Origin of the sequence: Pantoea sp. Pa-EAmG, from assembly GCF_030024295.1 — a bacterium.
Lineage (GTDB): Bacteria > Pseudomonadota > Gammaproteobacteria > Enterobacterales > Enterobacteriaceae > Pantoea > Pantoea dispersa.
In genome coordinates, this window is the sequence record NZ_JASEWO010000001.1 from 41,697 (window position 1) to 68,054 (window position 26,358).

At 58.8% G+C, this 26,358-nt stretch carries 23 protein-coding genes; 7 read left to right on the plus strand and 16 right to left on the minus strand.

Annotated elements, in window-relative coordinates; genetic code table 11:
* The first annotated feature begins 417 nt into the window (after nt 1-417).
* Nucleotides 418-876 (plus strand): RpiB/LacA/LacB family sugar-phosphate isomerase, encoded by a 459-nt coding sequence (locus tag QMM04_RS00180; protein WP_021506001.1) that lies wholly within the window; start codon nt 418-420, stop codon nt 874-876.
* Between the two features lie 116 nt (nt 877-992).
* Here the strand turns inward: QMM04_RS00180 and QMM04_RS00185 are convergent, their stop codons facing one another.
* From QMM04_RS00185 to QMM04_RS00195, 3 genes are all read right to left on the minus strand, one after another.
* Nucleotides 993-1,697 carry a pirin family protein gene (locus QMM04_RS00185; protein WP_058769830.1) on the minus strand — a complete coding sequence of 235 codons (705 nt, stop codon included), beginning with the start codon at nt 1,695-1,697 and terminating at the stop codon, nt 993-995.
* A gap of 80 nt (nt 1,698-1,777) precedes the next feature.
* Nucleotides 1,778-2,455 carry a glutamate racemase gene (locus tag QMM04_RS00190; protein ID WP_152390991.1) on the minus strand — a complete coding sequence of 226 codons (678 nt, stop codon included), beginning with the start codon at nt 2,453-2,455 and terminating at the stop codon, nt 1,778-1,780.
* Between the two features lie 167 nt (nt 2,456-2,622).
* On the minus strand, nt 2,623-4,089 hold the full coding sequence (locus QMM04_RS00195) for a carbohydrate porin (protein ID WP_081035964.1): 1,467 nt from the start codon (nt 4,087-4,089) through the stop codon (nt 2,623-2,625).
* A 432-nt stretch (nt 4,090-4,521) separates the two neighbouring features.
* Between QMM04_RS00195 and QMM04_RS00200 the strand changes: the two genes are divergently transcribed.
* Entirely contained in the window at nt 4,522-5,988 is a 1,467-nt protein-coding gene (locus tag QMM04_RS00200; RefSeq protein ID WP_021505996.1) for a catalase, read from the plus strand.
* Between the two features lie 59 nt (nt 5,989-6,047).
* Here QMM04_RS00200 and QMM04_RS00205 read toward each other — a convergent pair whose 3' ends face one another.
* The gene (locus tag QMM04_RS00205) at nt 6,048-8,408 is read right to left on the minus strand and encodes a membrane-bound PQQ-dependent dehydrogenase, glucose/quinate/shikimate family (RefSeq protein ID WP_282995437.1); all 2,361 of its coding nucleotides are present in this window, start codon (nt 8,406-8,408) and stop codon (nt 6,048-6,050) included.
* Between the two features lie 195 nt (nt 8,409-8,603).
* Between QMM04_RS00205 and QMM04_RS00210 the strand changes: the two genes are divergently transcribed.
* The 3 genes from QMM04_RS00210 (at nt 8,604) to QMM04_RS00220 (ending at nt 11,469) form a co-directional block, all read left to right on the plus strand.
* Nucleotides 8,604-8,744, plus strand: coding sequence for a hypothetical protein (locus QMM04_RS00210; RefSeq protein ID WP_282995438.1), 141 nt, complete (start codon nt 8,604-8,606; stop codon nt 8,742-8,744).
* A gap of 235 nt (nt 8,745-8,979) precedes the next feature.
* Nucleotides 8,980-9,948 carry a GT-D fold domain-containing glycosyltransferase gene (locus QMM04_RS00215; RefSeq protein WP_282995439.1) on the plus strand — a complete coding sequence of 323 codons (969 nt, stop codon included), beginning with the start codon at nt 8,980-8,982 and terminating at the stop codon, nt 9,946-9,948.
* A 201-nt stretch (nt 9,949-10,149) separates the two neighbouring features.
* Nucleotides 10,150-11,469, plus strand: a complete 1,320-nt coding sequence (locus tag QMM04_RS00220) for an MFS transporter (RefSeq protein ID WP_282995449.1) — start codon at nt 10,150-10,152, stop codon at nt 11,467-11,469.
* A gap of 3 nt (nt 11,470-11,472) precedes the next feature.
* Here the strand turns inward: QMM04_RS00220 and QMM04_RS00225 are convergent, their stop codons facing one another.
* The gene (locus QMM04_RS00225) at nt 11,473-12,105 is read right to left on the minus strand and encodes a DapH/DapD/GlmU-related protein (protein ID WP_136547634.1); all 633 of its coding nucleotides are present in this window, start codon (nt 12,103-12,105) and stop codon (nt 11,473-11,475) included.
* Between the two features lie 137 nt (nt 12,106-12,242).
* On the opposite strand from QMM04_RS00225, the gene QMM04_RS00230 reads away from it, so the two are divergent.
* Nucleotides 12,243-13,145, plus strand: coding sequence for a ParB/Srx family N-terminal domain-containing protein (locus QMM04_RS00230; protein WP_021505991.1), 903 nt, complete (start codon nt 12,243-12,245; stop codon nt 13,143-13,145).
* A 186-nt stretch (nt 13,146-13,331) separates the two neighbouring features.
* Here QMM04_RS00230 and QMM04_RS00235 read toward each other — a convergent pair whose 3' ends face one another.
* Entirely contained in the window at nt 13,332-14,426 is a 1,095-nt protein-coding gene (locus QMM04_RS00235) for an NADH:flavin oxidoreductase (RefSeq protein ID WP_282995440.1), read from the minus strand.
* Between the two features lie 102 nt (nt 14,427-14,528).
* Here QMM04_RS00235 and QMM04_RS00240 point away from each other — a divergent pair, with 102 nt between their 5' ends.
* A complete protein-coding gene (locus QMM04_RS00240; RefSeq protein ID WP_058758595.1) occupies nt 14,529-15,422 on the plus strand; it encodes a LysR family transcriptional regulator in 894 nt (297 codons plus the stop codon).
* Between the two features lie 527 nt (nt 15,423-15,949).
* Here QMM04_RS00240 and QMM04_RS00245 read toward each other — a convergent pair.
* The 10 genes from QMM04_RS00245 to pqqD form a co-directional block, all read right to left on the minus strand.
* Nucleotides 15,950-17,245 (minus strand): sorbosone dehydrogenase family protein, encoded by a 1,296-nt coding sequence (locus QMM04_RS00245; RefSeq protein ID WP_260642120.1) that lies wholly within the window; start codon nt 17,243-17,245, stop codon nt 15,950-15,952.
* Nucleotides 17,242-17,664, minus strand: coding sequence for a DUF2231 domain-containing protein (locus QMM04_RS00250; RefSeq protein ID WP_021505986.1), 423 nt, complete (start codon nt 17,662-17,664; stop codon nt 17,242-17,244). The genes QMM04_RS00245 and QMM04_RS00250 overlap by 4 nt, the downstream gene beginning before the upstream one ends.
* 115 nt (nt 17,665-17,779) lie before the next feature.
* Nucleotides 17,780-18,616 carry an MBL fold metallo-hydrolase gene (locus tag QMM04_RS00255; RefSeq protein WP_282995441.1) on the minus strand — a complete coding sequence of 279 codons (837 nt, stop codon included), beginning with the start codon at nt 18,614-18,616 and terminating at the stop codon, nt 17,780-17,782.
* 260 nt (nt 18,617-18,876) lie between these two features.
* Nucleotides 18,877-19,380 carry a thioredoxin domain-containing protein gene (locus QMM04_RS00260; protein ID WP_058780533.1) on the minus strand — a complete coding sequence of 168 codons (504 nt, stop codon included), beginning with the start codon at nt 19,378-19,380 and terminating at the stop codon, nt 18,877-18,879.
* A complete protein-coding gene (locus QMM04_RS00265; protein WP_282995450.1) occupies nt 19,377-20,099 on the minus strand; it encodes a DsbA family protein in 723 nt (240 codons plus the stop codon). The genes QMM04_RS00260 and QMM04_RS00265 overlap by 4 nt, the downstream gene beginning before the upstream one ends.
* Nucleotides 20,099-22,102 carry a protein-disulfide reductase DsbD domain-containing protein gene (locus tag QMM04_RS00270; protein WP_282995442.1) on the minus strand — a complete coding sequence of 668 codons (2,004 nt, stop codon included), beginning with the start codon at nt 22,100-22,102 and terminating at the stop codon, nt 20,099-20,101. Before QMM04_RS00270 ends, QMM04_RS00265 begins: the two co-directional genes overlap by 1 nt.
* Nucleotides 22,103-22,151: 49 nt before the next feature.
* A complete protein-coding gene (locus QMM04_RS00275) occupies nt 22,152-22,502 on the minus strand; it encodes a hypothetical protein (protein WP_211726159.1) in 351 nt (116 codons plus the stop codon).
* Between the two features lie 120 nt (nt 22,503-22,622).
* The gene (gene pqqF, locus QMM04_RS00280; RefSeq protein WP_282995443.1) at nt 22,623-24,947 is read right to left on the minus strand and encodes a pyrroloquinoline quinone biosynthesis protein PqqF; all 2,325 of its coding nucleotides are present in this window, start codon (nt 24,945-24,947) and stop codon (nt 22,623-22,625) included.
* Nucleotides 24,947-26,089, minus strand: coding sequence for a pyrroloquinoline quinone biosynthesis protein PqqE (gene pqqE / locus QMM04_RS00285; RefSeq protein WP_058758602.1), 1,143 nt, complete (start codon nt 26,087-26,089; stop codon nt 24,947-24,949). Before pqqE ends, pqqF begins: the two co-directional genes overlap by 1 nt.
* The gene (gene pqqD, locus QMM04_RS00290) at nt 26,076-26,354 is read right to left on the minus strand and encodes a pyrroloquinoline quinone biosynthesis peptide chaperone PqqD (RefSeq protein ID WP_021505975.1); all 279 of its coding nucleotides are present in this window, start codon (nt 26,352-26,354) and stop codon (nt 26,076-26,078) included. Before pqqD ends, pqqE begins: the two co-directional genes overlap by 14 nt.
* Between the last annotated feature and the right edge of the window lie 4 nt (nt 26,355-26,358).

Here is a 26,358-nt window from a genome sequence, read left to right on the forward strand (position 1 = left end):
TGCGCAGTGAGACGGTGTTGGCCAGGCGCAAAACCGGCGCTGGCGACAGACAAAATGCGAGGTAAGAAGCAAATGACACATGTTCGAGTCCTCAATGGGTCTTCTTGTACATGGATAGGGTCATGCGAACAAATGAACACTACACGGATATTTGCTCACTCCTCAAGCGCAGTTGGCGAAAGTGTGACAGTGCGCATGAGATTTGATTTCAGCGACATTTTCAGGATTTTTCGCAGCAGAGCGGCGCTGCGCGATCATACTGGCAGGGGTTGGCACGAGATTTTGCGCAATCGATCGCTAAATCATATGAACATGTATTGAACATGTGTTTGTTTTTGTGGCAGGCTGTCAGTGAACATCTAATCACCTGACGAACATATGTGCAGGTGTCAGACCCTGTATCACTGGAGAGACGTGATGAAAACTATCGCTATTGGTGCCGATGATGCGGCTATCGATTTGAAAAACATCATTAAAAAGCTGCTGGAAGAGCAGGATTATCAGGTAACTGATTACAGTAACGACGCGCAAAATGACCGCCCGATGTATCCGGACGTGGCGTTTGCGCTCGCTACGGCGGTGCAGCAAAAGCAGTTTGAGCGCGGCATTTTGCTGTGTGGCACCGGCATTGGCGTCGCGATTGTTGCCAATAAAGTGGAAGGCGTGCGCGCCGCGCAGTGCCATGACACCTTCTCCGCCGAGCGCGCGCGCAAAAGTAACAATGCGCAGATCATGACCATGGGCTCACGCGTAATTGGGCCGGAGCTGGCGAAAAACATCGTTAACGCCTGGCTGGCATCCGAGTTTGAAGGTGGCGGTTCGACCGCCAAAGTGGAGAAGATCGGTTACTACGAACAGGTGTCACACGCGAAATAATGGGTCATCGGGCGCTGAGTTGCAGAGCCGGCAGCGCCTGAGTGCGTGACATCGCCAGCGGCACGCTGACACGACTGGCCACTTTGGTGCGTGCCAGCCGTGTCATAGCCGGTGTTTTAACTGCCGCTTAGCGTACCGCTCAGCACCGCAGGCGCATCCTGCTGCACCAGAAAGGCGACCAGCAGGGCGTCGCGTTCACCGTGGATAGCCGGCAAGGCAGCGCTATCGCTCACCGCATCGCCTTTTTGCAGCCGCACATCCCCGGTGCGTGCAATGCCCTCCAGCACCGTGACCCAGCTGGCATAACCCGGCAAATGCGGCACCTCGATCTGTGCGCCACGATCCAGCCTGACGTCATAGATGTAAACGGCCTGACGCAGCGTCAAAGGTGCCGCGCTGTGCTGCGGACCGGCCAGCAGCGTCCACTGGTTAAGTGCCGCCCCTTCTGCCCGGTACACACTCTGCACCTGCCCTTCACCGCCGCCGGATGCCGGGCGGATGTACGCCTGCAGCATTTCGCTTTCAATCAGCGGTGCTGACTCTTCATGACGTACCCCACTGCCCGCGTTCACCAGCAGTGCACGTTTGCCGTTGAGGGCGAGAGTCTCTCCCTCCTCACGCCGGTACTGCACCGAGCCGCGCCAGACATAGCTGAAAATCTCATCATCCTGATGGCGGCGCATCGGTACTACCGCGCCGGGCTTCAGCGTCATCTGGTCGACAATCGCCAGCGTGCCCAGTGGTTCTCCCGGCCGCTGCCGGCGAATGGTAAAGGGACCGTATTCAAACAGCTGGTCGCGCTGCGCTTTAATCACGTTCATCAGTGGCTTCCTCAAAAATCAGGTTCTGATGACCATCATAAAGGCTGCAAAATTGCGTAACAGTAGGGCTTTTTGTTGGCTTAAATCAGTGGTTTTGAATGACCTTCGTCCGCGCCTTTAGCCTGCTGCAGTACGAAGCTGAGCGCCAGGTGCGGGCTGGTAAGTGGCCGCTGTGGCGCAGGAAAACGCGACGCGGCCCCGGCCATCGACACCTGCGCTAACGCCACCTGAACCGCGCCCTGCTGCTGTCCCTGAGCGACCGCATCGGCGATCAGCGTGTAATAGTCGTCCAGCCGGCCAGCTTTGAATGCGGCCCAGGCATCCGGGATAAGCCTGACTTGCGGACGCTGGTCAGGTGCCAGACTCTCCGGGCAAAACAGCTGGCGCGTACTGTGCAGCGTAGACTCCGCGGCACACAGCACCAGCGCGGGTGTGCCACGGCGATGCACTTCGTCCGCCAGCATACGGTCAGTGCGATAAACCGCACAGCGCTGTTGTGGATCGCGCAGGCTGTCCGCGGCGGCACCTAAGGTAGAGCAGGTAATCAGTATCGCGTCGAACCACGGCGTCAGGCTGAGTAACAGCTGCTCCAGACGCTGCTGCTGGGCCAGCGTCATGCCACCGCTGAGTTCTGCTTCTGCCAGTAGATGTGGCATCACCAGATGGCTGATTTGCTGAGGCGGAATGCCGAGCGACTGCGCGGCGTCATCAAAAATAGCAATATTACTGGCGGCGGTATGCAGGCAGGCAATGGTCACAACGATTCCTTATCGCTTCAGGTTCAGTACGTTGCACTATAGCCGCAATCGGTGACTGAATGCAGCTTTACCGCTGGCTGGCAGGCTTCGTCGGATGCGGTGCGAGGCATTTTTCAACGCCTCGCACCGTGCAACCTTCCTTCAGCCGGTCAGCGCGAAAGGCGAACTCAGAACCACACTTCTGCCTGTACGCCAAAGTTCCAGCTACCGCCAGCGGTAAAGCCCGCGCTGCCGAAATCATCGTTCAGCGCATAGTTGTCCAGCGCTTTAGACCAGTTCATCCAGGTCGCGAACAGCCGAATCTCCGGCCGCACCAGCATATCGTTGATGTTGCCGACTTTAAACGTTGGCGCAAAGGTCAGCTTATACACATCGCCCTTCACCGCGTTGTACGTCGCGATGCTGCCGCCATCCTGATAGCTGCGGCCATTGGGTTTGAGGTCCATATACAGCCACGACGCTTCATATTGCAGCGCAAAGTTTTCCGTAATCGCCTGGGAGGCGCGCAGGTTGATGGTTGCCCAGTCATAGCGATCGCCTTTACGGTAGCGATCCTCGCTGTGCTGCGCCAGTAGCGACGGGGCGACTGACCAGCGATCGCTCAGTGGCATCACGCCAAAAGTGGCCAGTCGCAGCGCGCTGGCGTTGCGCGTTAAGTCGCCGTCGCCACCGATCTGCCGGGTTTCTGCGCCCAGCCCTTTCCCCCATTGAATGGCGTGAGTGCTGCTGCCCGGTGCCAGTCCGTAGAAGCGGTTTTTATCGTGCCAGGCCAGCATGGTAAACACGCCGTGCTTTGCCGTATCGTCACTGCGCAGCGCATAGCTGCCGGTGGTCGATGCGCGCCCTTTCAGCTCGTCGTTGCCGTTTGCGCTCATGCCGGTCAGCATCCACTGCCAGTTACCGTAAAACTGGTTCGAGGTCAGCAGCAGGTTTTGCACGTTGTTATCGTCGTAGCGGCTGCTGCCCAGGTCGCCAAAACTGCGGCCATAAATGGAGAAATCGCTGCGCCATTGCTCGTTCCATTGCAGGTTGCTGATGCCGCCGCCGGTGCCGCCAAGAAAGACGATATCGGTATCGGTGAAGTGCAGATCAAAATTGTCGCCGTCAAAGCGTTTGCCCGCCCACAGCGAGGCATGTTGCGCGGCGCCCCCAAAGCTGGGCAGATCCCCCATTTCGACATACACCTGGCGGATATTCAGATTATTGTCGTTATTCTGCACCCACGGGTCCGGACTGGATGAGCCATCTGCCAGCAGCGCTTTGAAATTGGCCCACGAACCATTACTGAACCGGGTTTGGTTATGAAAGCCCAGCTCGATGTAGTGATCTTTTTCATTACCTAACCGGCCAATATGCGCATCGCCGCCGATCGAACTGGCAGGCGAAATAGCAGGTCCGGCACGTCCGCCGCGCCCTTTATCATTAACCAGCAGGCCGGAACGGGCGTACCCGGAAAAGCGGAACGTGTTGGTTGTTCCGGCGCTCGCCTCCTTTTGCTGCTGCTCATCGCGCGCGATTTTCTCTTCCAGCTGGGCCAGACGCTGCTCCAGCGTTAATGACTGTGCCGCTGCACTGCCACCCACCATCATCCCCGCGATAGCCAGCGCCAGGCGCGCGGTTTTAGCCTTATGCATCACCATATTTATCTCTCTTATTATGTCCATTCATTAATTACAACGGGATTGCCTTTGACGCAGCGAGAGCATAAATAAGCGGATTGCGGTTCTTTTTGATCAATATCATTAAATTAAAAAGTGATATTTTACATGAACTTATAAAATGATTGATTAATTCAAGGTCTTTTTTTACTTAAACGGGAAAATCCTTTGCGACCTGTCTTAAAAGACGGGTGAATTAATTTTTCTTTTCCGATCCCATTCGCAGAATGGCGCTTTTTCCGGCCCGGAAAATCTGCTTAGCCAGCAGCAGAAATAAAAAGCAAATTTGCGAGCTGTGCCGCATCGCTTAATGCGGCAACCAGATGAGACGGCGCAATTATTCGGGCAAGCCTGCGCCTCGCTGCTACGCTTAGTGGTTGGATTATCCTTACAAAAGCTGGAGATATTATGAGCAATGACGATCGCAAGCCGACCACCACGGATGCTGGCATTCCGGTAGCCAGCGACGAACACTCTTTGTCCGTCGGTCCTGACGGCCCGCTGATGCTGCACGATCACTACCTGATTGAGCAGATGGCTAACTTCAACCGCGAACGTATTCCAGAGCGTCAACCGCACGCCAAAGGCAGCGGTGCGTTTGGCTATTTTCAGGTGACAGAAGATGTCAGCCGTTACACCAAAGCGGCGGTTTTTCAGCCCGGCACCAAAACTGATGTGGTAATGCGTTTCTCCACCGTGGCCGGCGAGCGTGGCAGCCCGGACACCTGGCGCGATCCGCGCGGCTTCGCGATCAAGTTTTACACCAGCGAAGGCAACTACGACATGGTGGGCAATAACACGCCGGTGTTCTTTATCCGTGACCCGATGAAGTTCCAGCACTTTATCCGCTCGCAGAAGCGCCGTGCCGACAACAATCTGCGTGATAACGATATGCAGTGGGATTTCTGGACGCTGTCGCCAGAGTCGGCGCACCAGGTGACCTGGCTGATGGGCGACCGCGGCATTCCGAAAAGCTGGCGCCACATGAACGGTTACTCCAGTCACACCTATATGTGGGTTAACGCCGCCGGGGAGAAATTTTGGGTTAAATACCACTTCAAAACCGATCAGGGTGTGGAGTTCCTGACGCAGGATAACGCCGATCTGCTGGCCGGCCAGGACGGCGATTACCATACGCGCGATCTGTTTACCGCCATCAAAAATGGTGATTTCCCCAGCTGGACGCTATACATGCAGATCATGCCGTTCGCCGAGGCGGAAACCTACCGCTTCAACCCGTTTGATCTGACTAAGGTCTGGCCACACAGCGATTATCCGCTGATTAAAGTCGGCAAACTGATGCTCAACCGCAATCCGACCGACAACCACGCGCAGATTGAACAGGCGGCGTTTGAACCAAACAACCTGGTGCCCGGCATCGGCCTGAGCCCGGATAAGATGCTGATTGGCCGGGTGTTTGCCTATGCCGATGCCCACCGCGCCCGTCTTGGCGTTAACTACAAGCAGATTCCGGTCAACGCCCCGCAGGCACCGGTGCACAGCTACAGCAAGGATGGCGCGATGCGCATCAATCCGGTTAGCGATCCGGTCTACGCGCCGAACTCAAAAGGCGGTCCGGCGGCGGACGGCGAGCGCTACCCGACGGATTCCACCTGGGAAGCGCACGGCAACATGGTGCGCGCGCCCTACACGCTGCGTCAGGATGATGATGACTTTGGCCAGGCCAATACGCTGGTCAATAAAGTGCTGGATGAGGCGGCACGTGATCGTCTGGTGAATAACGTCAGCGGTCATCTGCTCAACGGCGTGGAGGAGCCGGTGCTGTCGCGCGCGTTTGAGTACTGGCGCAACATCGACCAGACGATTGGCGATCGCATTGCCCAGCGGGTACAAACCGAGCGCGCCAAGCGTTAATGAGCTGATTTATAAATATAAAAAAGGCGCCCGCGGGCGCCTTTTTTGCATCGACAGGATTATTTCAGACGGAACGCCACCACGCTGTCGCCGGCTTTGGTGCCGAGCGAACCGTGACCGCCTGCGGCAATCACCACGTACTGCTTACCGTCGCTGCCCATGTAAGTGGATGGTGTCGCCTGCGCGCCGGCGCTAAGCTCCTGCTGCCACAGCAGTTCGCCGGTGGTGCTGTCATAGGCGCGAATGAAGTTATCTGCGGTCGCACCGTGGAACACCAGATCGCCGGCCGTCAGCAGTGGCCCGCCGTGCGCCACCATGCCCATCGGGAAGCCAATCGGGAAGCGGCCCGGCAGGAAGCTGGTTTTCAGGTTTTTCGTGGTGCCAACGCGACGCAGCCATTCGGTTTTGCCGGTTTTCAAATCTACGCCGACCATGCGGCCCCACGGCGGTGCAATGCACGGAATGCCGAGACCGGAGGCCAGCTGCTGGATGTGGATGGCGTAATCACCGTGGAAGTTTTCGTTCCAGTAAGGCTGGCCATCTTTGGTGAACAGGCGCTCCGTCGCCGTGGCGGGCGTACGCTTGATCAGGTTGTATTTGTAGGCGAGGCGCACCGGTGCGGCAATCAGCATCTGACGTTGCGGATCAACCGCCACCGATCCCCAGTTAAACACCCCGATATTGCCCGGGAACACTAGCGAGCCGCCTTCTGTGGCTGGCGTCCACGGATTGCCGTCATAGCGCAGGCTGCGGAAATCCATACGGCAGGCCATTTGATCAAACGGCGTGATGCCCCACATTGACTTCTCAGTCAGCGGCTGCGGAATAAAGTTCAGACTGGATACCGGCTGGGTGGCGGCGAATTTCTCGCCCGGCACGCCGCCTTCCGTCGAAACCTTCACGTCGTTAACCGGATAAACCGGCTGGCCGGTCAGGCGATTGAGCACAAACAGGTTGCCGGTTTTGGTCGGCAGGATCACCACCGGCTGTTTCTGGCCCTGATAATCGATATCGACCAGCGACGGCTGTGACGGGTTATCGCGGTCCCACAGATCGTGATGGGAGCTCTGATAGCGCCATTTGAATGCACCGGTCTGCAGATCGAGCGCCACTAACGCATCACGGAATTTCTCTGTATTGCTATTGGCATCGCGCTCGATGCCCAGTTCATCCGGCGAGGCGTTGCCAAACGGCACATACACCAGGCCGTTTTTCAGGTCGGCGCTCAACGTACCCCAGGCCACCGGCGTATCCTGCGGATAGGTCTGGCCAGCAGCTATCGGCGCGGTATTTTGCGGATTACCCGGATCAAAGTTCCACACCAGACGACCACTTTGCACATCATAGGCGCGAATTACGCCAGAGGGGTTACCGCTGTTGAAGCCGTTATCCATAACCGAGCCGCCGACAATCACCAGATTGCCCGCGACCAGCGGCGCGGCGGTCTGCATCAACGCGTGTGGACGAACCTCACCCATATTGGCATGCAGATCCACCACTCCGTTGTTGCCAAAATCGGCGCACGGTTTGCCGCTGTCGGCATCCAGCGCAATCAGCCGGGCGTCAGTGGTGGCGTTAAAGATGCGCTTGCGGCACATCGCCGGCGTCGCCGCCGTGTCCTGTGCGGCAGCCGGTGCGCCCGCGTAATAGCTGACGCCACGGCAGGTCTGATGCTGCTGCAGATAAGAACGATCTTTCGCCGGCGTGTATTTCCACTTCACCGCACCACTCTGCGGATCGAGCGCGTGGACCTCATTGTGCGGCGTACAGAAATAGAGCATGCCGTTGGCTTTCAGCGGCGTGGCTTCGAAGGTGTATTCCGTGGCATCGTTATCCTGACGCAGATCGCCGGTGTGATAGGTCCAGGCCACTTCGAGATTGCGCACGTTCTCTTTGGTGATCTGATTCAGGGCGGAGAAACGCAGGCCGTCGGCGGTGCCGCCGTAGGCGGTCCAGTCAGCGCTCGCGCCCTGCTCGCTGTTTTGTTCACGCGCATTGGTGATGGTGCCGGCCTGCGGCAGCGGATCGTAAAAGCACAATCCAATCACCAGTACAATCATGATGGCCACCGTGCTGCCGAGCAGGCCGTGGAAGCGACGCTGTCCCTGATACAGCGGTTTGACCACCCACGGCATCGCCAGCCACAGGCCGATTACGCCAAACAGATCGCCGCGCGGGATCCACTGCCACTTGTCGAAGCCGACTTCCCAGATCATCCATGCCAGCGTGATCCACATCAGCACCGCATACAGGCTCAGCGCGCTGCGCTGATTGCGGAACAGTAAAATGGCGGTGATCAGTAATCCCACCGCCATCAATGCGTAAAATGCGCTGCCGCCCATCATCAGCAGCTTGCCGCCCATATAGAGCAGCGCAACACCCAGAATCGCCAGCACGAGACTGGTCAGTTTGTTTATCATGCGAATCCCTCAACGCTCATCATTATTAACCACCCCAAACTAAAGACACATAAACTCAACAAAATCTTAACTTACGTAACCGTTAGTTAAAAATCTGCCTGGCGGCGTGTCGTTAGTGCCGCTTATCAATGTAGCTCTGCTCCTTCATGCTGCGCCCCGCTTCGCTCGTAGTGTGAGTGAAATCACGTTTCAATTTTGTTGGAGGAAATTAATCAATCATCAGGAAAATCCGCATTTTTTGATAACGCAGCGGGCGATATGACTAAAGGCGCGACAGGCGTGCTGCCGGGCAGCCTGCAATTTGTCGGCGCATGTATTTCTGGTGAAATTATTTAATTGATTAGTGGCGTACAAATGCGATTTGTCCTGGTCATGTCAGAACCTGATGGTAAAAAAGCAGGCAACGCTGCGCTTTGCCCTAAAAATAGCGTCTTTCCGGCGCGGTGACATTGATAAATGAAATAGCGTATTTATTATTTTGAGAGTTTCCTTAGCCTGTCTGCCAAATTAATCGGTGATATATATTATCTGACTGCTCTGCGGCAAAGCCGCTTATAAAAAGAAGGTTATTATGATCAGCGCAGACGCTTTTTATCGCAAATTACGTTTTCCATTTAAACTCACACATGCTGCCATTAAATTTCCCGTGGCCAATGCGCACGCCCGGCAATATCAGGTCCTGTCAGCAGAACAGACCATCGACCTGCTGCTCAGCAATGACCGGCTCTCTGTGTGCCGCTATGGGGATGGGGAACTGGAAATGACGCTATTTAAGAATATTGGCTTTCAGTCTTTTGATGAACGCCTCTCCATTCGCCTGAAAGAGATCATGCGCCGTGGCACGCAGAGCGATAATCGCTGTCTGTTGTGTATGCCTGATGCCTTTCGCGGCACCGGGAATATGCGTTTTGGCTCAGCGCTTTTCTGGTTTTTTCATAAAGCGTTTTTCTTTCGCCACTATGAGCATTTATTAAAGAAAGGCTATCGCTATGGTAATACGTCGGTAACGCGACCTTATCATGATTATAAAGATAAACAGCCGGCGGCACGTATTTTTGCCAAATTTAAACAGCTGTTTCATGATAAAAAAATTCTGATTGTTGAGGGTAGCGGCACGCGCCTTGGTCTCGGTAACGATCTGCTGGATGGCGCACGGCAGATCCGGCGCATTACCACCCTCAACCGTAACGCGTTTTCGGTTTATAACGAGCTATACAGTAATGTGCTGGCGCACGCGCGCGAGTTCGACATGGTATTGATCTCCCTTGGCCCGACGGCAACCGTGCTGGCTTACGACCTCAGTCAGCACGGCATTCGCTGCATTGATACCGGCCATATCGATATTGAGTATGAGTGGATGCGCAGCGCGGCACGCACTAAGGTGCAGGTCGCGGGGAAAAATGTGAATGAGGTCGGTTTATTACAGAGTGACGAACAGCAGGAAGCGGATGCGCATTACCGCAGCCAGATTCTGCTGCACGTCGGTTTAGGTCAGGAGCCACTGCGCAGTGCCGCGGTGGTCACGCAGCCGACAGTGTGATGCAGCGCACCGTAACCGATCGTGCCGGCGATCGGTTTGGTGCAGCACACTCAGATAGCGACTATTTATTAGCCAGCGCGATGGTTCCCACTGCGGCGGCGCGGGCACTATGGCATAGCGGACACTAATTAGTTAGCAGCCTTAGCAATCTGGCATTACCTTTGCTTAATGATTCCTGTGTTCATTTTCAGGAGTCGCATGATGAAAGCGTCCTCAACCCGCTACACCATTTTCTCGCTGCTGTTTCTCATCGCACTGATTAACTACATCGACCGCGGTGCGCTGTCGTTCGCCGCCAACGCCATCTCGCAGGAATTTCACTTCAGTAAAGTGCAGCTCGGTGCCGTGCTGGGCTACTTTGGCTTTGGCTATCTGTTCGGGTCGCTGTGCGGCGGCTTCCTTGCCGATCGGCTGGGCACCAAAAAGGTCTGGCTGATGGCTGGCATTCTGTGGTCGCTGCTGGAGATCGCCACCGCCTGGGCCGGAGAGCTGGGTATGGCGCTGTTTGGCGGCTCGGCGATCATGGGGTTTGCTGCACTGCGCGTGCTGTTTGGCTTCAGCGAAGGGCCGGCCTACGCGTTGATGAACAAAACCATCGCCCACTGGGCGCCGGATAACGAACGCGGTTTCGCGCTGGGAATTGGCCTGCTGAGCACCCAGGTGGGCTCGCTGCTGACCGCACCGATTGCCGTCGGACTGCTGCTGCTCACCAACGACTGGCGCATGATGTTTATGCTGCTCGGCGCGTTTTCACTGCTGGCGATGCTGCTGTTTGCCCGCCACTTTACTGATACGCCACAGCAGCATCCGCGTGCCAATGCCGTCGAGCGTCAGCTGATCATTGCCGGGCAACGCCAGCAGCCGCAGGACGAAGGCGCGCTGCCGTGGTGGCGCTTCTTCACCAGCCGCACGCTGGTGTGCAACGCGCTGGGCTATTTCAGTTTCCTCTACATCACCTTTACCCTGGTGACCTGGCTGCCGAAATATCTGCAGGATAATTTCCACTATGACCTGCACTCGCTGTGGTATGTGGCGATGATCCCGTGGAGCGGTGCCTGCCTGACGGTGCTGCTGGGCGGACGCATCGCCGATCGCCTGCTGGCACGCTTTAACAATCTGCGGCTGGCGCGCAACCTGTTTGCCGCCGTGACGCTGTGCGCCACCGCCTGCTGCTTTATGGCTTTTCCCTGGGTCGGATCTGCTGCCGGCATTATCGCGCTGATGACGCTTGGCAACGCGCTCAATGCGCTGGTGAATAACGTCTACTGGTCGGTCGTGATTGACGTGACGCCAAAGGCATCGGTTGGTACCTTCAGCGGCATGACGCTGGCCATCGCCAACCTCGCGTCGATCATTTCACCGATGCTGTGCGGCTGGCTGGCGCAGTACTACGGTTATAACGCCATGTTTACCGTCACCGCCTGTATCGCCTTTGGCAGCATGCTGGCCATGACGCTGCTGCAGCCGGAGAAACGCCTGCAACCCGATGCGCCGCCAGCCGCCGCGCAGCAGGCTGTGTAAGCGTTATCGCCCGTGCCGCTGGCAGAAGGCGGCGATATCCGGCGACTGAAAATCCGCCAGGTGTGCCATCAGCTTCTCCAGCGGCCAGTTCCACCAGGCAATCGCCTGCAGCTGCGCCGCGATGTCGGCACTGAAACGGGCGCGAATCGGTTTCGCCGGCACACCTCCGACGATGGTGTAAGGCGGCACATCTTTACTCACCACCGCCCCGGCCGCCAGCACGGCGCCGTTACCGACCGTCACGCCAGGCAGGACAATCACGCCGTGACCGATCCACACATCGTGACCAATGATCACCCGATCGGCGCGGCGTCCGGTGAAGAAACCGGCATCGCGCTGCGCGCGGCTGTCGTAATACTCCGGGCAGTAGGTGAAGCGATGCTGTGAGGCGCGATCCATCGGATGATTCGGTGCCCCGATACGCACCTGATTGGCGATGGCCGTGAAGCGGCCAATCTGCGCATCCGCCACGCAGCAGTGTTCCCCAAGGTAGGAAAAATTACCCAGTTCGCTGTATTCCAGATAACTGTGCGCCAGAATTTCACACTGCTGGCCAATCTGCGTGTCGCGCAGACGGACGCTGGGATCGATCGCGGTGTGTTGCAGTTTAGCGGGATGCTGTGTGGCAGAAATCATAAAGCAGGTGCTCCGTTGTGGTCAGATGTCTGGATAAGTGGTTGCCTCAACGCAACCGCGAGCCACAACACTAGAGCGGGAAGATGACAGGAATGCTATCGTGTTGCTCCACCGGGAGATCTTCAGGAGAAAATGGAATGAAAGCGTCCCTGCCGTTATTAGCCTTGCTATTCAGTACCGCCCCCGCCTTTGCCGCCCTGCCGCCCGACATCAAAGCCGGAGAAATTGTGCAGGTCGAACTGGCGCAGCTGCATCCCACTCAGGCCGCCATTGGTTATCGCCAGCTGGATTACAAGCAGCATCGTTATCAGGCCGATCCGGAAAAGCTGTTCGATGACTATTGCGAAAGCATGGGACAAAAAGGGGTGAAAAGTTTCACGCCGCGCTCCACCCTGCGCGATCCGGCCAGTTTCAGCTGTAAGGCGCCGGTCGGCAGCGAACCCGGCCCGATGAAAACCGCGGTGATCGGCCCGGATAATCAACTGTACCTGACTGATGGCCACCACACGTTCAGCAACTTTGCTGACATGGCCGGCCTGTCAACGCCGGTGCAGGTGCGCATTACCGATGATTTCCGCCCGCTGAAAAGCCAGGCTGCTTTCTGGCAGAAAATGGCGGCGGCACATCTGGTGTGGCTGGAGACGCCAAACGGTAAAATCGCCCCTGAAGCGCTGCCGCAGGAGCTGGGTCGCCAGCATATGCAGGATGATGAGTATCGTTCGCTGATCTACTTTGTGCGCGATATCGGCTTCGATAAGCCAGACAACCCGCCGCCGTTCCTGGAATTCTTCTGGGGACAGTGGCTGAGCCGGGAACTGCCGCTGAAAGCGTTCAACCTGCGTGACCGCGACGGCTACGCCGCAGCGGTGAAAAAGGTGGCGGAGAAGATGGTGAGCGTGCCGAAGGATACGGTGATTGCGCAGAGTGATAGCGGTCCGCTGACGGCGCAGGCGCTCGGTGCCAGAGACGCGGTGAACCAGAAGGCGCTGAACAAGTTAAGCGCCGATAACGGTAAGCTGAGCTGGGCGTTTAAACGTTAAGCGGGCTGGGTAGTGTTGGGTTTATCCAGGTGCGCATCAATGCGCACCCTACAAAATTACACACTATTGCTGCTGATGCGCAGCAATACCCACCCGACAAAACCCCACACCATTGTTGCTGGTGCGCGGGCATGCGTTTTTCACCGTTGTGGCAGGGTCGCTATGGATGGCAACCGAAAACGGCGGTTATACCAGCTCGCTGTTTTTAACATCCGCGGACGGTGCCAGCAGGTTTTGATCGAAGGCGCGCAGCGGCTGGCCGTGGCGAACGCGCTGTGGCCAGTCCGGATTGGCCAGCGCGCTTTTGCCCAGCGCCACATAATCTGCGCCCTGATACAACGCCATGCCGGCGCGTTCGGCATCTGACAGCGATCCGTTGATCACCACCGGCAACTGTGGCGCAGCCTGGCGCGCCAGCTGTAGCAGCGACTCCGTCGCGTCCGCAAACGCCGGCTGCAACGCATCGTGCTCGGTCAGGTGCAGATAATCGATACCTGAGTCAGCCAGCAGCGCAAACACCTGGCGCGCTCCGGCAGCGCCCTCCTGCCATTTATGCGTAAAATCATTCACTTTCCCCTGAGAAATCCGCACGCCCAGCGTGACGTTGGCACCGATGCGCTGTCGCACCGCGGCAATCACCTCCCGCGTCAGCGTCAGTCTTGCGATAATATCGCCGCCCCAGCGGTCGCTGCGCTGGTTGGTGTAATCGGTAAAGAACTGATCGAGCAGATAACCGTTGGCCGCGTGAATTTCAATGCCGTCAAAACCGGCTGCCTCAATGGCGCGCGCCGCGCTGTCAGCAAAGGCGTCAATCACCTGCTCAATTTGCGCATCACTCATGGCGCGCGGCAACGGATAAGCGCCGTGACCATGATAAAACCGCAGTTGTTCGCCACGTGGCGGGATCGCCGAAGGCGCCAGCGTATCGCGCCGGTAAATATTGCCCTGCGATATCGCACCGGCGTGCATCAGCTGTGCAATGATTTTGCTGCCGTGCTGGTGCACGCTGTTGGTGATGGCCCGCCAGCCGGCGATCTGCTGGCGATTGACCAGCCCGGCCTGAAAAGCGTAAGTCTGTGACCAGGCTTCATCGATGTAGAGACCTTCGGTGATTACTGCGCCAAAGCCACCGCGGGCGAAACGCGTGTAGTACTGCTGCATACGCTCGCCCGGGACTCCATCCACACTGGCGGAGATGCGCGTCATCGGTGCCACCATCAGGCGATTGGTTAAATCGAGGTGGTTAAGCGTACTGCTCTGAAACAGGTGTTTGTCGGACATTTGGCGCTCTGAAATAAATTATCATCAGGAGCCATTATAGTGAGTCGCCATTGTGGCAAAAATGACCGATTATGATACGTCTGCTTAACGGAAACCGTTACAATGAACTCCCGGGATATTGATGTTTTTCTGATGGTGTCGCAAACCCGCAGCCTGACGCAGGCGGCGCGGCGGCTCGGCACCACTACTATGACCGTGTCGCGCCGGCTGGCCTCACTGGAGGAGGATCTCGGCGTACGGCTGCTGCATCGCACCACGCGCGCCATTGCCCTTACCGATGAAGGCGAAGAGTTTCTTCCCTATGCCAGAACGCTGGCCGAGACCGAACAGAGCGCACGCAACCTGTTCGCGCCCGATAAACAGGGGGCCACCGGCCAGCTACGCATCACCGCGCCTACGGGGTTTGGCCGCCGCACCATCATTCCACTGCTGCCGTCACTGATGGAGCAAAACCCCGGGCTGCGCGTTGAGTTTCAGCTCAGCGACGATGTCACGGACATTGTCGGGCTGGGCTTTGATGTCGCGATTCGCATTGCCCCGCTGCGCGATTCCCGCCTGGTGGCACACCGTCTGGCCGACAACCCGCGCCGGCTGTGTGCGGCTCCGGGCTATCTGCAACGCTTCGGCACGCCGCGTCATCTGGCGGATCTGCATCAACACCACTGTCTGCGCCTGTCGAATGTGGTGCAGTGGAGTTTTATGGTGGACGGTCATCTCTCCAGCCTGAGCGTTGACGGACGCTTCAGCGGCAGCAATGTCGAAGGGGTGCGTGCGCTGTGCGTGGCCGGCAGCGGCATCGCGCAGCTTTCTGAGTGGGATGTGCGGGAAGAGCTGGCATCCGGCGAACTGGTGGCGCTGGAACTGGAGGACGCGCAGCCGCAGATGCTGGGCGTGTGGGCGCTGTTTCCCACCACGCGCCACCTGCCGGCGCGCGTCAGCGTGTTTGTTGCGGCGCTCAGACAGGCGATGCAACAGCAAAGCCGGCCCGGCGCGTGACGCGGGCGTACGAAAAAAGGCGGAGGGGTGAGCTCCGCCTTGTTTCAAGTTCCGGTCAGTGCGCCTGACCGGTCAGTTGCAAAAGGGCAACGATGATTTGCAGGATCACCCGGACCAGGTCCAGGAGTAATCGAACAAGTTCCATCACTTTCCTTCTCCTCTGACAGGAGCGCGCTGTTCAGCTTTCGGGGCCCTGACTCTACCCGCCGACCGCCTAAGCACATCTGTGAGGAGCGCTGAGCGGCACTCATTGTGAAAGCCACAGGCCAGCACCACCTGAAACCTGCCGGGGTTTGACTATCCGCGCCCCTGGAGTCATCAGAAAACAATAAGCATCCGCCGCGCTCAACACCTGTATAACCATACAGTATTTTAGCGAAACTTGAAATCTTTCGCTGCACATTTTATCATTCCTTTTGTGAGGAGTGCTGAGCACCCCGTTCCGAGCGCGGTTACCAGCCGGGTGACGAACATAAAAAAAGGATTTGGCGACCTGGCCAAATCCTTTTTTATTGCCTGCGATGACCCTACTGTGCGGCGCTGATACGCCAGATCGCGTTGCCGGCATCGTCGGCAATCAACACCCCGCCCTGATTATCCGTCGCCAGTCCTACCGGCAAACCGCGTACCTGCTTCTGATCGTCGGTGAGGAATCCTGACACCACCGTCTGCGGTTGCCCGACCGGTTTGCCATTTTCAAATTTCACCCAAATCACTTTATAGCCGTTGAGCGGGGTGCGGTTCCAGCTGCCGTGTTCACTGATGAACGCGCCGCCGCGGTACTGCGGCATATTATCCGCGCCATAGAACAGCAGGCCGAGCGGTGCCACGTGTGAGCTCAGCGCATAGTCCGGCTTGATGGCTTTCGCCACCAGATCCGGCCGCTGCGGCTGCGCGCGCTCGTCGACGTGCTGACCAAAGTAGCTGTACGGCCAGCCGTAGAAACCTTTGTCCTGCACGGAGGTCAGGTAATCCGGCACCAGATCCGACCCGATTTCGTCACGCTCGTTGGCGATGGCCCACAGCTTGCCGCTTTGCGGCTCCCACTGCAGACCGGTAGGATTGCGGATGCCGCTGGCATAAATGCGGCTGGCACCGGTTGCGGCGTCCACTTCCCACACCGCCGCGCGGCCATACTCTGCGCCGATGCCGTTCTCGGTGATATTACTGTTGGAGCCGACACCGACGTACAGTTTGCTGCCGTCCGGACTGGCGAGCAGCGCTTTGGTCCAGTGGTGATTCAGCTCACCGCCCGGCAGTGACGTCACCTCTTCCGGCGGCGTACGGATTTCGGTTTCGCCGGTCTGGTAAGGGAATTTCACCAGGCTGTCGGCGTTAGCCACATACAGCGTATTGCCAATCAGCTGCATGCCAAACGGCGCATTGAGGTTTTCGATAAACCGGTGCTGTTCCCACTTGCCGTTAACGTTGCGTAGCAGCGTGATGCGGTTGCCGCCCGGGCCACCTTTGCCGGAAGATTTCTGCACCAGGCTCATGATCAATTCTTTCGGTGCCGTGACCGGGTTTTTCACCCCGTTGGCTTCTGCCACCAGAACGTCGCCATTAGGCAGCACATACAGCTGACGCGGGTGCATCAGGCTGGCCGGGATTTTCTCGATCTTCAGGCCGTCGGCCACTTTTGGTGTCTCGCCCTGTTTCCATGCGGTGCCTTCCGGCACCTGCATCGGCGGCATAAAGAAGTTTTTGGCCTGCGGCAGCTGCGGATCAGGGCCGATTTGCCGTTGCGGATCGAGGTCCGATCCGCTGTCGCAGGCGCTCAGCAGTACTGCAATCCCCAGCGCACTCATTACACGAAATTTCATGGGCGACCTCCCTGTAAACGACGCTCGCGCAGCGCCAGCTGCAGATTCGCTATCAGCAACACCACCACCACCAGGGTGGAGAGCGTCACGCCCATCGGCACCACCGCATAGGCATCGCGGCTGTGAATGAATGCGTTGACGATGGCCAGCACGATCGCCAGCAGCGACAGCCAGAAATGGGTCTTCTCTGCGGCAGGTGCGCCACGGAATAAATGAATCAGGCTGATTAGTCGCGGCACAATTGCCAGCACCAGCCCGATGGCGATCAGCCAGCTGGCGGCTTTGGTCCACATGACGATGAAGGTTTGCAGATAGATAATATCAAACAGCCAGGCAGCAAAGAAAAAGCCCAGCGGCAACGGCTCAAGCAGGGTAAACAGCGTCACGCCAACAACCGAGCGTCCCGAGGTATGGTACATCGCACTCTCCCTATCACAGTTTTTCCAGGCGAGAGCGATCCGGCCAGGCATCGCTTCGCACGCCTGAGAAATATTAGTAAAGATAAAGAGTCATGCGCACAGCCCGCACAAAAAGTTAACCGTGCCGACGGAACTGGTTCAGTTCCTGCGCGTCGTGGCTGCAGAACAGTTGCACCTCTTGCGCGTGCTGCAGTGACAGCTCACGCAGCCGCTGCTGATTGCTGTGCCAGGCGGCGCGGTCACTGCACATCAGGCGCTGATAGGCGCGCAGGCCCGGCGTACAGTGGCGCTGGCTGTGGTATATTTCACCGCGATAAAACCAGGCGTCGCCGCCATGCAGCAGCCAGCCGCCCTGGTGACGAATCGCCACGCCCGCATGGCCCAGCGTATGTCCCGGCAGCGGCACCAGCAGAATTTCATCGCTGAGATCGTCGACCGCCTTCACCGCATCAAAGCCATACCAGCGCTCGCCGCCGCTGGCGTAACCGCGCCAGCCATCGTGCGCAGTCCACTGCTGCGGGCGAAACCGCTGACGCGCCAGCCAGCTGCTATCGCCCGCCTGGGTTACGGTATCCAGCTCACGCTGCAGCAGATGAATGCGGGCGGCCGGAAAATCACTGATGCCGCCGGCGTGGTCAAAATCGAGGTGGGTCAGAATAATGTGGCGCACATCTTCCGGGCGAAAACCCAGCAGCTGAATCTGTGCCAGCGCGCTGAGCTGCTCGTTATAGCGAATATTATTCAGCGCGCGAAAAAAGCCCGACAGGCGGCGGTCAGGATGGTGCATATCCTGCGTGCCCAGACCGGTATCCACGAGGATTAAACCGTGACGGTCAGTTTCCAGCAATAAGCAGTGGCACACCAGTTCAGCAAACGGACCTTTGCTGAAACCATCGAATAACGCGCCACCGAGCGGGCACATGCAGCCACAGTTGAGGTGATGAATTCGCATTGTTCTCCCCCAAAAATAAAATGGCGCGAGCGCGCCGTTATTAAATGAATAAATAAAAAAGTGATTTAACATATATGTGCCATGATGATGGCAATTGCAAATAATCCAGAGTCATTCATTTATCGCTTTATTTATTACTCATTTGATTTCAATGCATTGAAATATTGAATGCGGATTTTTAATGAGCAAAAAAATAACCGCAGCGCAAGGTTATTCACGCTACGGTTATTTATCGCGGTCGGTTAACCGTTAATGATTAATCAGGCAGCGCGTGCCGCCCACCACAGGCGCAGCTTCAGCCCCCAGCTGCTGGTCCAGCCGCTGCTGGTGCTGACCACCTTGCCCTGATGCAGCACGATGAACGTCGGCGTGGCGCTGATTTGCCAGCGCTGTCCCAGCGCCCCGCTTTCATCATTGACGGCGAATCCCCGTACTCCTTTTTTATCCAGCCAGGTGGCAACGCGCGCATCGCTGCCGGATCGCAGAGCCACACTGACCACCTGCGTGCCGTGCTGACTGAGCGCGGCCACCGTCGGTGTGGTGAGTTTGCACACGCCACACCAGCTGGCCCAGACGTAAACCAGCACCGGCCGCTGCTGGCTCAGCGTCGCCAGGTTCACCTCGCCCTGCAGCGCGCTGAGCGGCTGGCGGGCCACATCCGCGGGCAGCTGCGGTGCACGCAGCCAGTCCATGGCCAGCAGCAGCGCCGCTGCCATCAGCACCAACAGCACGCCTTCACGCAGCCAGCGCGTTACCCGGCTCATGGCTGAGCCTGCAGCGCACCTTTCACCGCGGCTTCCAGCTGTGCATAAGGCACTGCCCCGCTGATCAGCTGATTGCCCACCAGCGTGGCGGGCGTACCCTGCACACCCAGCTGCTGCGCCAGCGTCAGGTTGAGGTTAATGGTGTCGAGGCTGGCGGTGCTCGGCGCCGATAAGCTGATGCCACTTTTGTCCAGCGCGGCGGCGATGCTGGCTTCATCATGGTTGCCTTTCTTTGCCATCAGCCGTTCATGCAGCTTAAGAAAGTTATTCGGCTGCTGCTCCCACACCGTCAGCGCCAGACGCGCCGAACTGAGCGAACTTTCAGCGCGGTACGGCAGCGGCTTCAGCACCACGGCCACCTGCGGATAGTTGTGCAGCAGTTTTTCGATATCCGCCTCAAACTTTTTGCAAAAGACGCAGTTGTAGTCGGTGAAATAGACCAGCGTCAGTGCCGGTTTTTTGGCACCGATGCGCGGTGAGCCGGCATCGTTAAACAGCGCCGCGCGGTTTTTCTCTACCATCTGCGCAACCACGTTTTGCTGCTGGCGCGCGGCTTCTTTATCAAATGCGTCGGCGGCTTCTGCCAGAATCGCCGGATTTTGCACCAGGGTTTCGCGAATCAGCTGTTTGATGCGCGCCTCCTGCTCGGGGGTAAATGGCGCGGCGGCCAGGGCGGGTGCCGCCAGAAACATCAGCGAAAGTAACAGGGATTTTTTCATCATTTTTTTGCCTCAGAGAGTGTTGAAATCACCGCATCACGACTTAATAACGGCGATAAAATCTGGCCGTGCGGCAGTGCCGGGCCATAAATCTGGTTAAAGGGGATCGCTACGCGATCGCGGCGGCGCAGGAACTCGCCGATGGCCGGATCCGGTTGAGTCCAGTCACCGCGCAGCAGCACCACATCCTCTGCGCCGAGGGCGGCACGCACGTCAGGCTGATTCAGCACCCGCGATTTATTCACTTTGCAGGTGATGCACCAGTCAGCGGTGACATCGACAAAGACGCGCTTATCCTGCTCCAGCGCCTGATTGATGGCGGCTTCGGTCAGCGGTTGCCACACCAGCGATTCTTCTTCCGGTGAGAGACGCGTCAGCAGTAACAGCGCGCCCGCCAGCGTCACGGTAATGAACACCAGACCTGCCTGCGGCAGCGCGCGGCGTGCGATTAGCCAGCCCGTCAGCGCCAGCATAAGGATGGCCGCCAGCAGAATGGCGACGGTGCTGCCCCAGTGGGGAATCAGCAGCGTCACCAGCCACAGCGTTGCCAGCAGCATCAGCAGCCCCAGCAGCGTGCGCAGATGCAGCATCCAGCGCCCCGGACGCGGCAGGCAGCGCGCCATGCCCGGCAGCGCCGCAACCAGCAGCCACGGCAGACTCATGCCGACGCCGAGCGCGACAAACAGCAGCCACAGCTGCGGCAGCGGCGCGGTCAGCGCATAGGCGACGGCGGTGCCAAGAAACGGTGCGCTGCACGGCGTCGCCAGCAGCGTGGCAAAGGCCCCCTGGCCAAAATGCCCTGCCAGACCGGCACCGCCGTACGTCGCCAGCCGGGTAGTCAGGCCGGAAGGCAGGCGAAAATGCAGCAGATCGAACAGACTGGCGCTGAACAGGAACATCACCAGCACCATCACCAGCAGAAAGCCGCTGCTCTGAAACTGAATGCCCCAGCCCAGCGCCTGACCGCTGAGCCGTAGCACGGTCATCAGCAGCGCCAGCAGCAGGAAAGAGAACAGAATGCCGGCGCTGGACGCGAGAAACTGCTGACGCGTCTGGCGTTGCGTCTGTCCCTGCTGCTGCACCAGACTGCTCAGTTTGATCGCCAGCACCGGCAGCACGCAGGGCATCAGGTTGAGAATCAGCCCGCCGAGCAGCGCCAGCAGCACTACCGACCACAGCGTGGCGTTCCCGGCGGAGGGAGAAAACAGCGGCTGATGACCAAGGGTCAGCTGGCTTTGCTGAGCGATACCGGCGTCAGCGATGACCAGCGACAGCGCTTTACCGCGCAGGTCCGGCGCAGCCTCGCCCCATTCATCGGTCACCGCCACGCGGGCAGTCAGCGTCTCGCCCTGCACGCTGATTTGCGGCGCCGCCAGCATGCTGCCCTGCGGATAATCAAAGAACAGTTCCGGCTGCTGCCAGCCCTGCTGACGCTGCGCCCGGATTTGCAGCGTGCCATCAACGAAGCTGGCATCAAGCTGATCGGTCAGTCCGCTGTCAGCCGGTATCTGCCCCATCGCCTGGGCGAAGTCACGCGCAAAATCCGGACTGGCGGGCTGGGAGAGATCGAGCTGGAACGGAAAGTCCGTCAGGATGCAGACGTCGCTACAGGTGGACAGCGTCAGCGTGCCGGCCAGCGTGCCCTGCGGGGCAGATTCGAGCACGATGGGCAGCGTAACGTTGCCTTTGTAGCCCTGCGTAGTGAGGCCGCTGACGTCAAAGCGCGCTGGCACTGGCCACGACCAGCGGGCGTTGACATCCGGCGTTTGCCAGCGGATTTCCGGCGCGACGCCGCCTTCGCCCGGCGAGCGCCAGTAGGTTTTCCAGCCCGGCTGCAGGCGAATATCCAGTAGCAGTTGCAGGTGATCGCCCTGCGGCGCAGCGCGCAGGCGCACTTCGGCGTGGCTGTTTTGCGCATTGCGCAGCCAGCCGGTATCGGCGGCTTGCACGCTCAGCGCGCAGCTCGCCACGAGGAGCAGCAGGCTCCTGATCAGGAATGTCATAATCGTTTCTCCGGTGAATAACAGGGTTTACGCGGTGGATCGCGTGGTGTTATTCCCGGAAGACGCAGAGCGTGAGATGGCGCCGTCGCAGCGGCACAAACAGCGGTTCACGCCGACAGACAGTGGCAGACGAGGTCTGGAAGAGCGTGGCGATCAACGCCAGCAGCAGTACGAGGAATGGCAGCGCGGTATCGAGCAGCGGCGCGCTGCCGCTGAGTGACTTAGCGCCCAGCGCACAGGGTTTATCACTGCTGGCACCGTCATCAACGGCGGCGCTGTGAACAGTAATGCTAACGACAGGCTGAGTCGGGAGATTGAAGCTGCGCTGGACGAGACAAAATGCCAGCACCAGACAAACCAGTGCCAGAATCCATTTTGCGCGTTGGGGCGATATCGTCATGCCACAGCCTCAGAGAAAAGTGCGGCCAGTTTATGCAAAAGCAGCAGAAACACCAACCCCTGCTGTGTAAACTTTTGTCTTTATGCCAGCGGGATCGTGCTGACTGCAGAGAGGGAGAAATTATTTACGTTGATTAATCAGCAAGCGCCAGCGGCGGCGTTCGCGCAGCAGGCGCTGATGCACCCGCTGCAGCTGGGGTAACGTGAGCGCGGCGACCGCTTCTGGCGTAAGCACCGGCAGTCCCTGCTGTTTTCGCAGTGCCTCACTGGCGGCGTCGGCGTTCTGGTATGGCTGGCACTGCGCCAGTAGCGTCGCCTGCCAGCTCTGCAGCGTTTCATCGTTGATGGCGGCGAGTTCACTCACCATGTCGCGCAAAAACGCTTTGCAGTGTTGCAGCAGCGTGCGCCAGCCAATGGACGGTGATTGCAGCGCCAGCTGCAGTCCATCCACATCCGCCACGCGCTGGTAGCGCGCTGACACCACATAGCCAATCTGTTGCTCAACCCGCAGGCGCTGAAAGAAGCGTGGTTCAAACATCAGCGCCAGCGCACGCAGCGCCGCGAGGCTGGCATCATCGGCAGCGGGCAGCGGAATAAACAGCAACAAGGCCTGATCGTTCGCCGCACAGCGCAGCGCGCTGACGCCGTGCTGTAGCGCAGCCGCGCGCGCCGGCGCAGGCTGAGTCTGAACCACCTCGCTCAGCCCGTGCGCGGCATGCTGACTGACGCTTTCGCTGTGGCCGCACCAGGCGGCCTGCCATGCAGGATGCGCAGCCGGGGCCAGCAACTGCTGCGGTAGCGCTTCCAGCAACTGACGAATCACAATACTTTGTGCAGCACGGTGCGGTTGCAGCAGCACCGGCGCATTCAGCGCCGCCAGCACGCCAGGCAGCTGCTGCAGCGCGGGCATTGCATCGTCAGGCAGATCAATCACCAGTTGCCAGACGCCCTGCTGCTGTTGCCAGCGTCCGCTGCCACCGGCATGGCGCAGTGCGGCCAGCCGTGGGCGCAGCTGCTGCTGCCAGCTTAGCGCCGCCTCGTCACTCAGGGTGTGATAAAACGCCGGGCGCACCAGCAGCGTTTCCTGCGGCTGCACCGGGTTTGCGCGCAGCAACGGCGCGCAATTTACCGGGAGTTCCGGCAAATGCAGGACGTCAGCGCACGAATAAAATGACCAGTTAACCGGCGCAACCGGGCCAGCCGCGGTCTGTAGCCATGGTGCGCGCTGCAGGCAGAATCCCTGCGTGGTATAAGGCACGGCGGACAACTGTCGCTGCGTCAGCAGCCGCGTGCACGGAGCCTGTGGCAGCGCGGCGATGAAACCGGTGAAATCTGCGGGAACGTCAGCTGACGGCGCCGATCCCAGCGCCCGTCCACGCAACTGCGTCAGCGGCGACAGCGCAGCGAAATCCTGCTGTGCCAGTTGCAAATAGTGACGATGCTGCGCTGGCGTGGCGGCGCGCACCGCACGCAGATGCTGCCAGAAGAGCTGTTCAATGCGTCTTGCTGCCGACGCTGACAGCGCTGGCGCACAGAAGCGCAACGCCAGCCAGCTATGATCGGCGCTCTGCCACAGCCATTCACACTGCAGCGATGCGCACAGTTTCTCGCTGCGCAGCTGCGCCATCAGGCTGCCAGGGGCTTCATCCTGCCAGAAAGCCTCCAGCAATGTGACGTTGTCACGCAAAGCGTTCTCTTCGCCGGTGATAAACAGGCTAAGCCAGAATGACTCTTCATCGGGAAGCTGGATGACCGTTTCAACTGGCTCCGGCAAGGAAATGGCTGGCAATAAGGAGTACGCCGCACCGCCTGGCTGGCGAACAGCAAACGCCTCGGCCAGCTGCTGTAATTCATCCAGCGATTGCGGTCCGCTCAGCCACAGCTGCTGGTTGGCGGCGACAAAATGCTGCTGATGAAACAGCCTCAGCGCCTGCTGCAGTTCCGTTACGTTGTCACCAAAACACGCTGCACTCCCGACGCGAAAGCGGCGCAGTGCGCCACCGGCCGCGTCGAGCAGCGCTGCTTCACTCAGCGTTTCGGCATGATGCCGCAGCAGCTGAAATTCTGCCTCAATGACCGCCGCTTCCTGCGTAATCGCCGTACCGGTCAGCAGTGGCGCAGCCAGCATATCTGCCAGCCTTGCCACGCCAGCTGCCAGCGCCTGCGCCGGCAGCTGGAAGAACCAGGCGCTGCGGCTGAGTTGCGTGGTGGCATTCACCTGACCACCCTGCTGCTGCAGCCACGGCATCAGACGCTCGTTGCCGGTAAAGCCCGCGCTGCCGCAAAACAGCAGATGTTCCAGCAGATGCGCCAGCCCGGGCCAGCGATCGGGTTCGTGCAGGCTGCCCGCGCCGACGCGCACCAGCGCCGCGCTTTCCCGCGCGTCGGGCTGGTGCGACAGATGACAGCGCAGACCGTTAGCCAGCGTCAGGCTGCGTTCGCACATCAGGTGACCCGCTGTTTGAAAATCAGCTCAGAATTGCTGCGGTTGCGGAACTGCAGCTGGGCGATTTTGATATCGCTGCAGCTGGCTTCGCGGCGTGCCTCAAGAATTTTTCCGTGATGCGGCGACTTGCTGCACACCGGGTCGGTGTTATCGGCATCGCCGGTCAGCATGTATGCCTGGCAGCGGCAACCGCCGAAATCTTTCTCTTTCTCATCGCATGAGCGGCACGGTTCCGGCATCCAGTCGAAGCCGCGATAGCGATTGAAGCCAAACGAGTTGTACCAGATATCCTCCAGGCTCTGCTCCAGCACTGAGGGGAACTGCACCGGCAGCTGGCGCGCGCTGTGACAGGGTAACGCCGTACCTTCCGGCGTCACGCTGAGAAATATCGATCCCCAGCCGCCCATACAGGGTTTGGGCCGCTCTTCGTAGTAATCCGGCGTGACGAACAGCAGATTGGTGAGATTACCGCTGCTGCCCATGCGCTCACGGTAGCGCGCAACCACCGCTTCGGCGCGGGCAATCTGCTCGCGCGTTGGTAGTAATCCCTGACGATTAAGATGCGCCCAGCCGTAGAACTGACAGGTGGCCAGCTCGACATCATCCGCCTCCAGCTCAATACACAGATCGATGATTTTATCGATCTGGTCGATGTTATGGCGGTGCAGCACGAAGTTCAGCACCATCGGGTAGCCGTGCTTTTTCACCGCTTTTGCCATCGCCAGCTTCTGCTGAAACGCCTTCTGCGAACCGGCCAGCGCGGCGTTCAGCGTTTCATCGCTCGCCTGGAAACTGATCTGGATGTGATCCAGCCCGGCGTCGGCGAAGGCATCGAGCTTTTTCTCCGTCAGGCCAATGCCGGAGGTGATCAGGTTGGTGTAAAAACCCAGATCGCGCGCGGCGCGAATCAGCTCCGGCAGATCTTTGCGCGTCAGCGGTTCACCACCGGAAAAGCCCAGCTGCACGCTGCCCATGGCGCGAGCCTGACGGAAGACCTCGATCCACTGTTCGGTGCTCAGCTCTTGTTCCTGCTGCGAAAAATCCAGCGGGTTCGAGCAGTAAGGACACTGCAGCGGGCAGCGATAAGTCAGCTCCGCCAGCAGCCACAGCGGCGCATTCACGCCAGGTTTATTCGGGTTCACGACACTGGATCCACTTCTGTTCAATGGCCGATTGCAGGAAGTCTTTGACGTCATCATCGACGCCGCCCGCCTCCGGAAAACGCGCATTGAGCGTGGCGATAATGGCCGCCACATCCTGCTTGCCGGTCACCAGTTCCAGAATGGCGGCAGCGGTTTCATTCAGCTTCGCCATCCCCTCCGGGTAAAGCACCACGTGGCTGTCCTGCGCGGCTTCCCACTGCAGACGATAGCCGCGGCGAAACGCCGGAATCAGAGTCTCTTTCATGTGA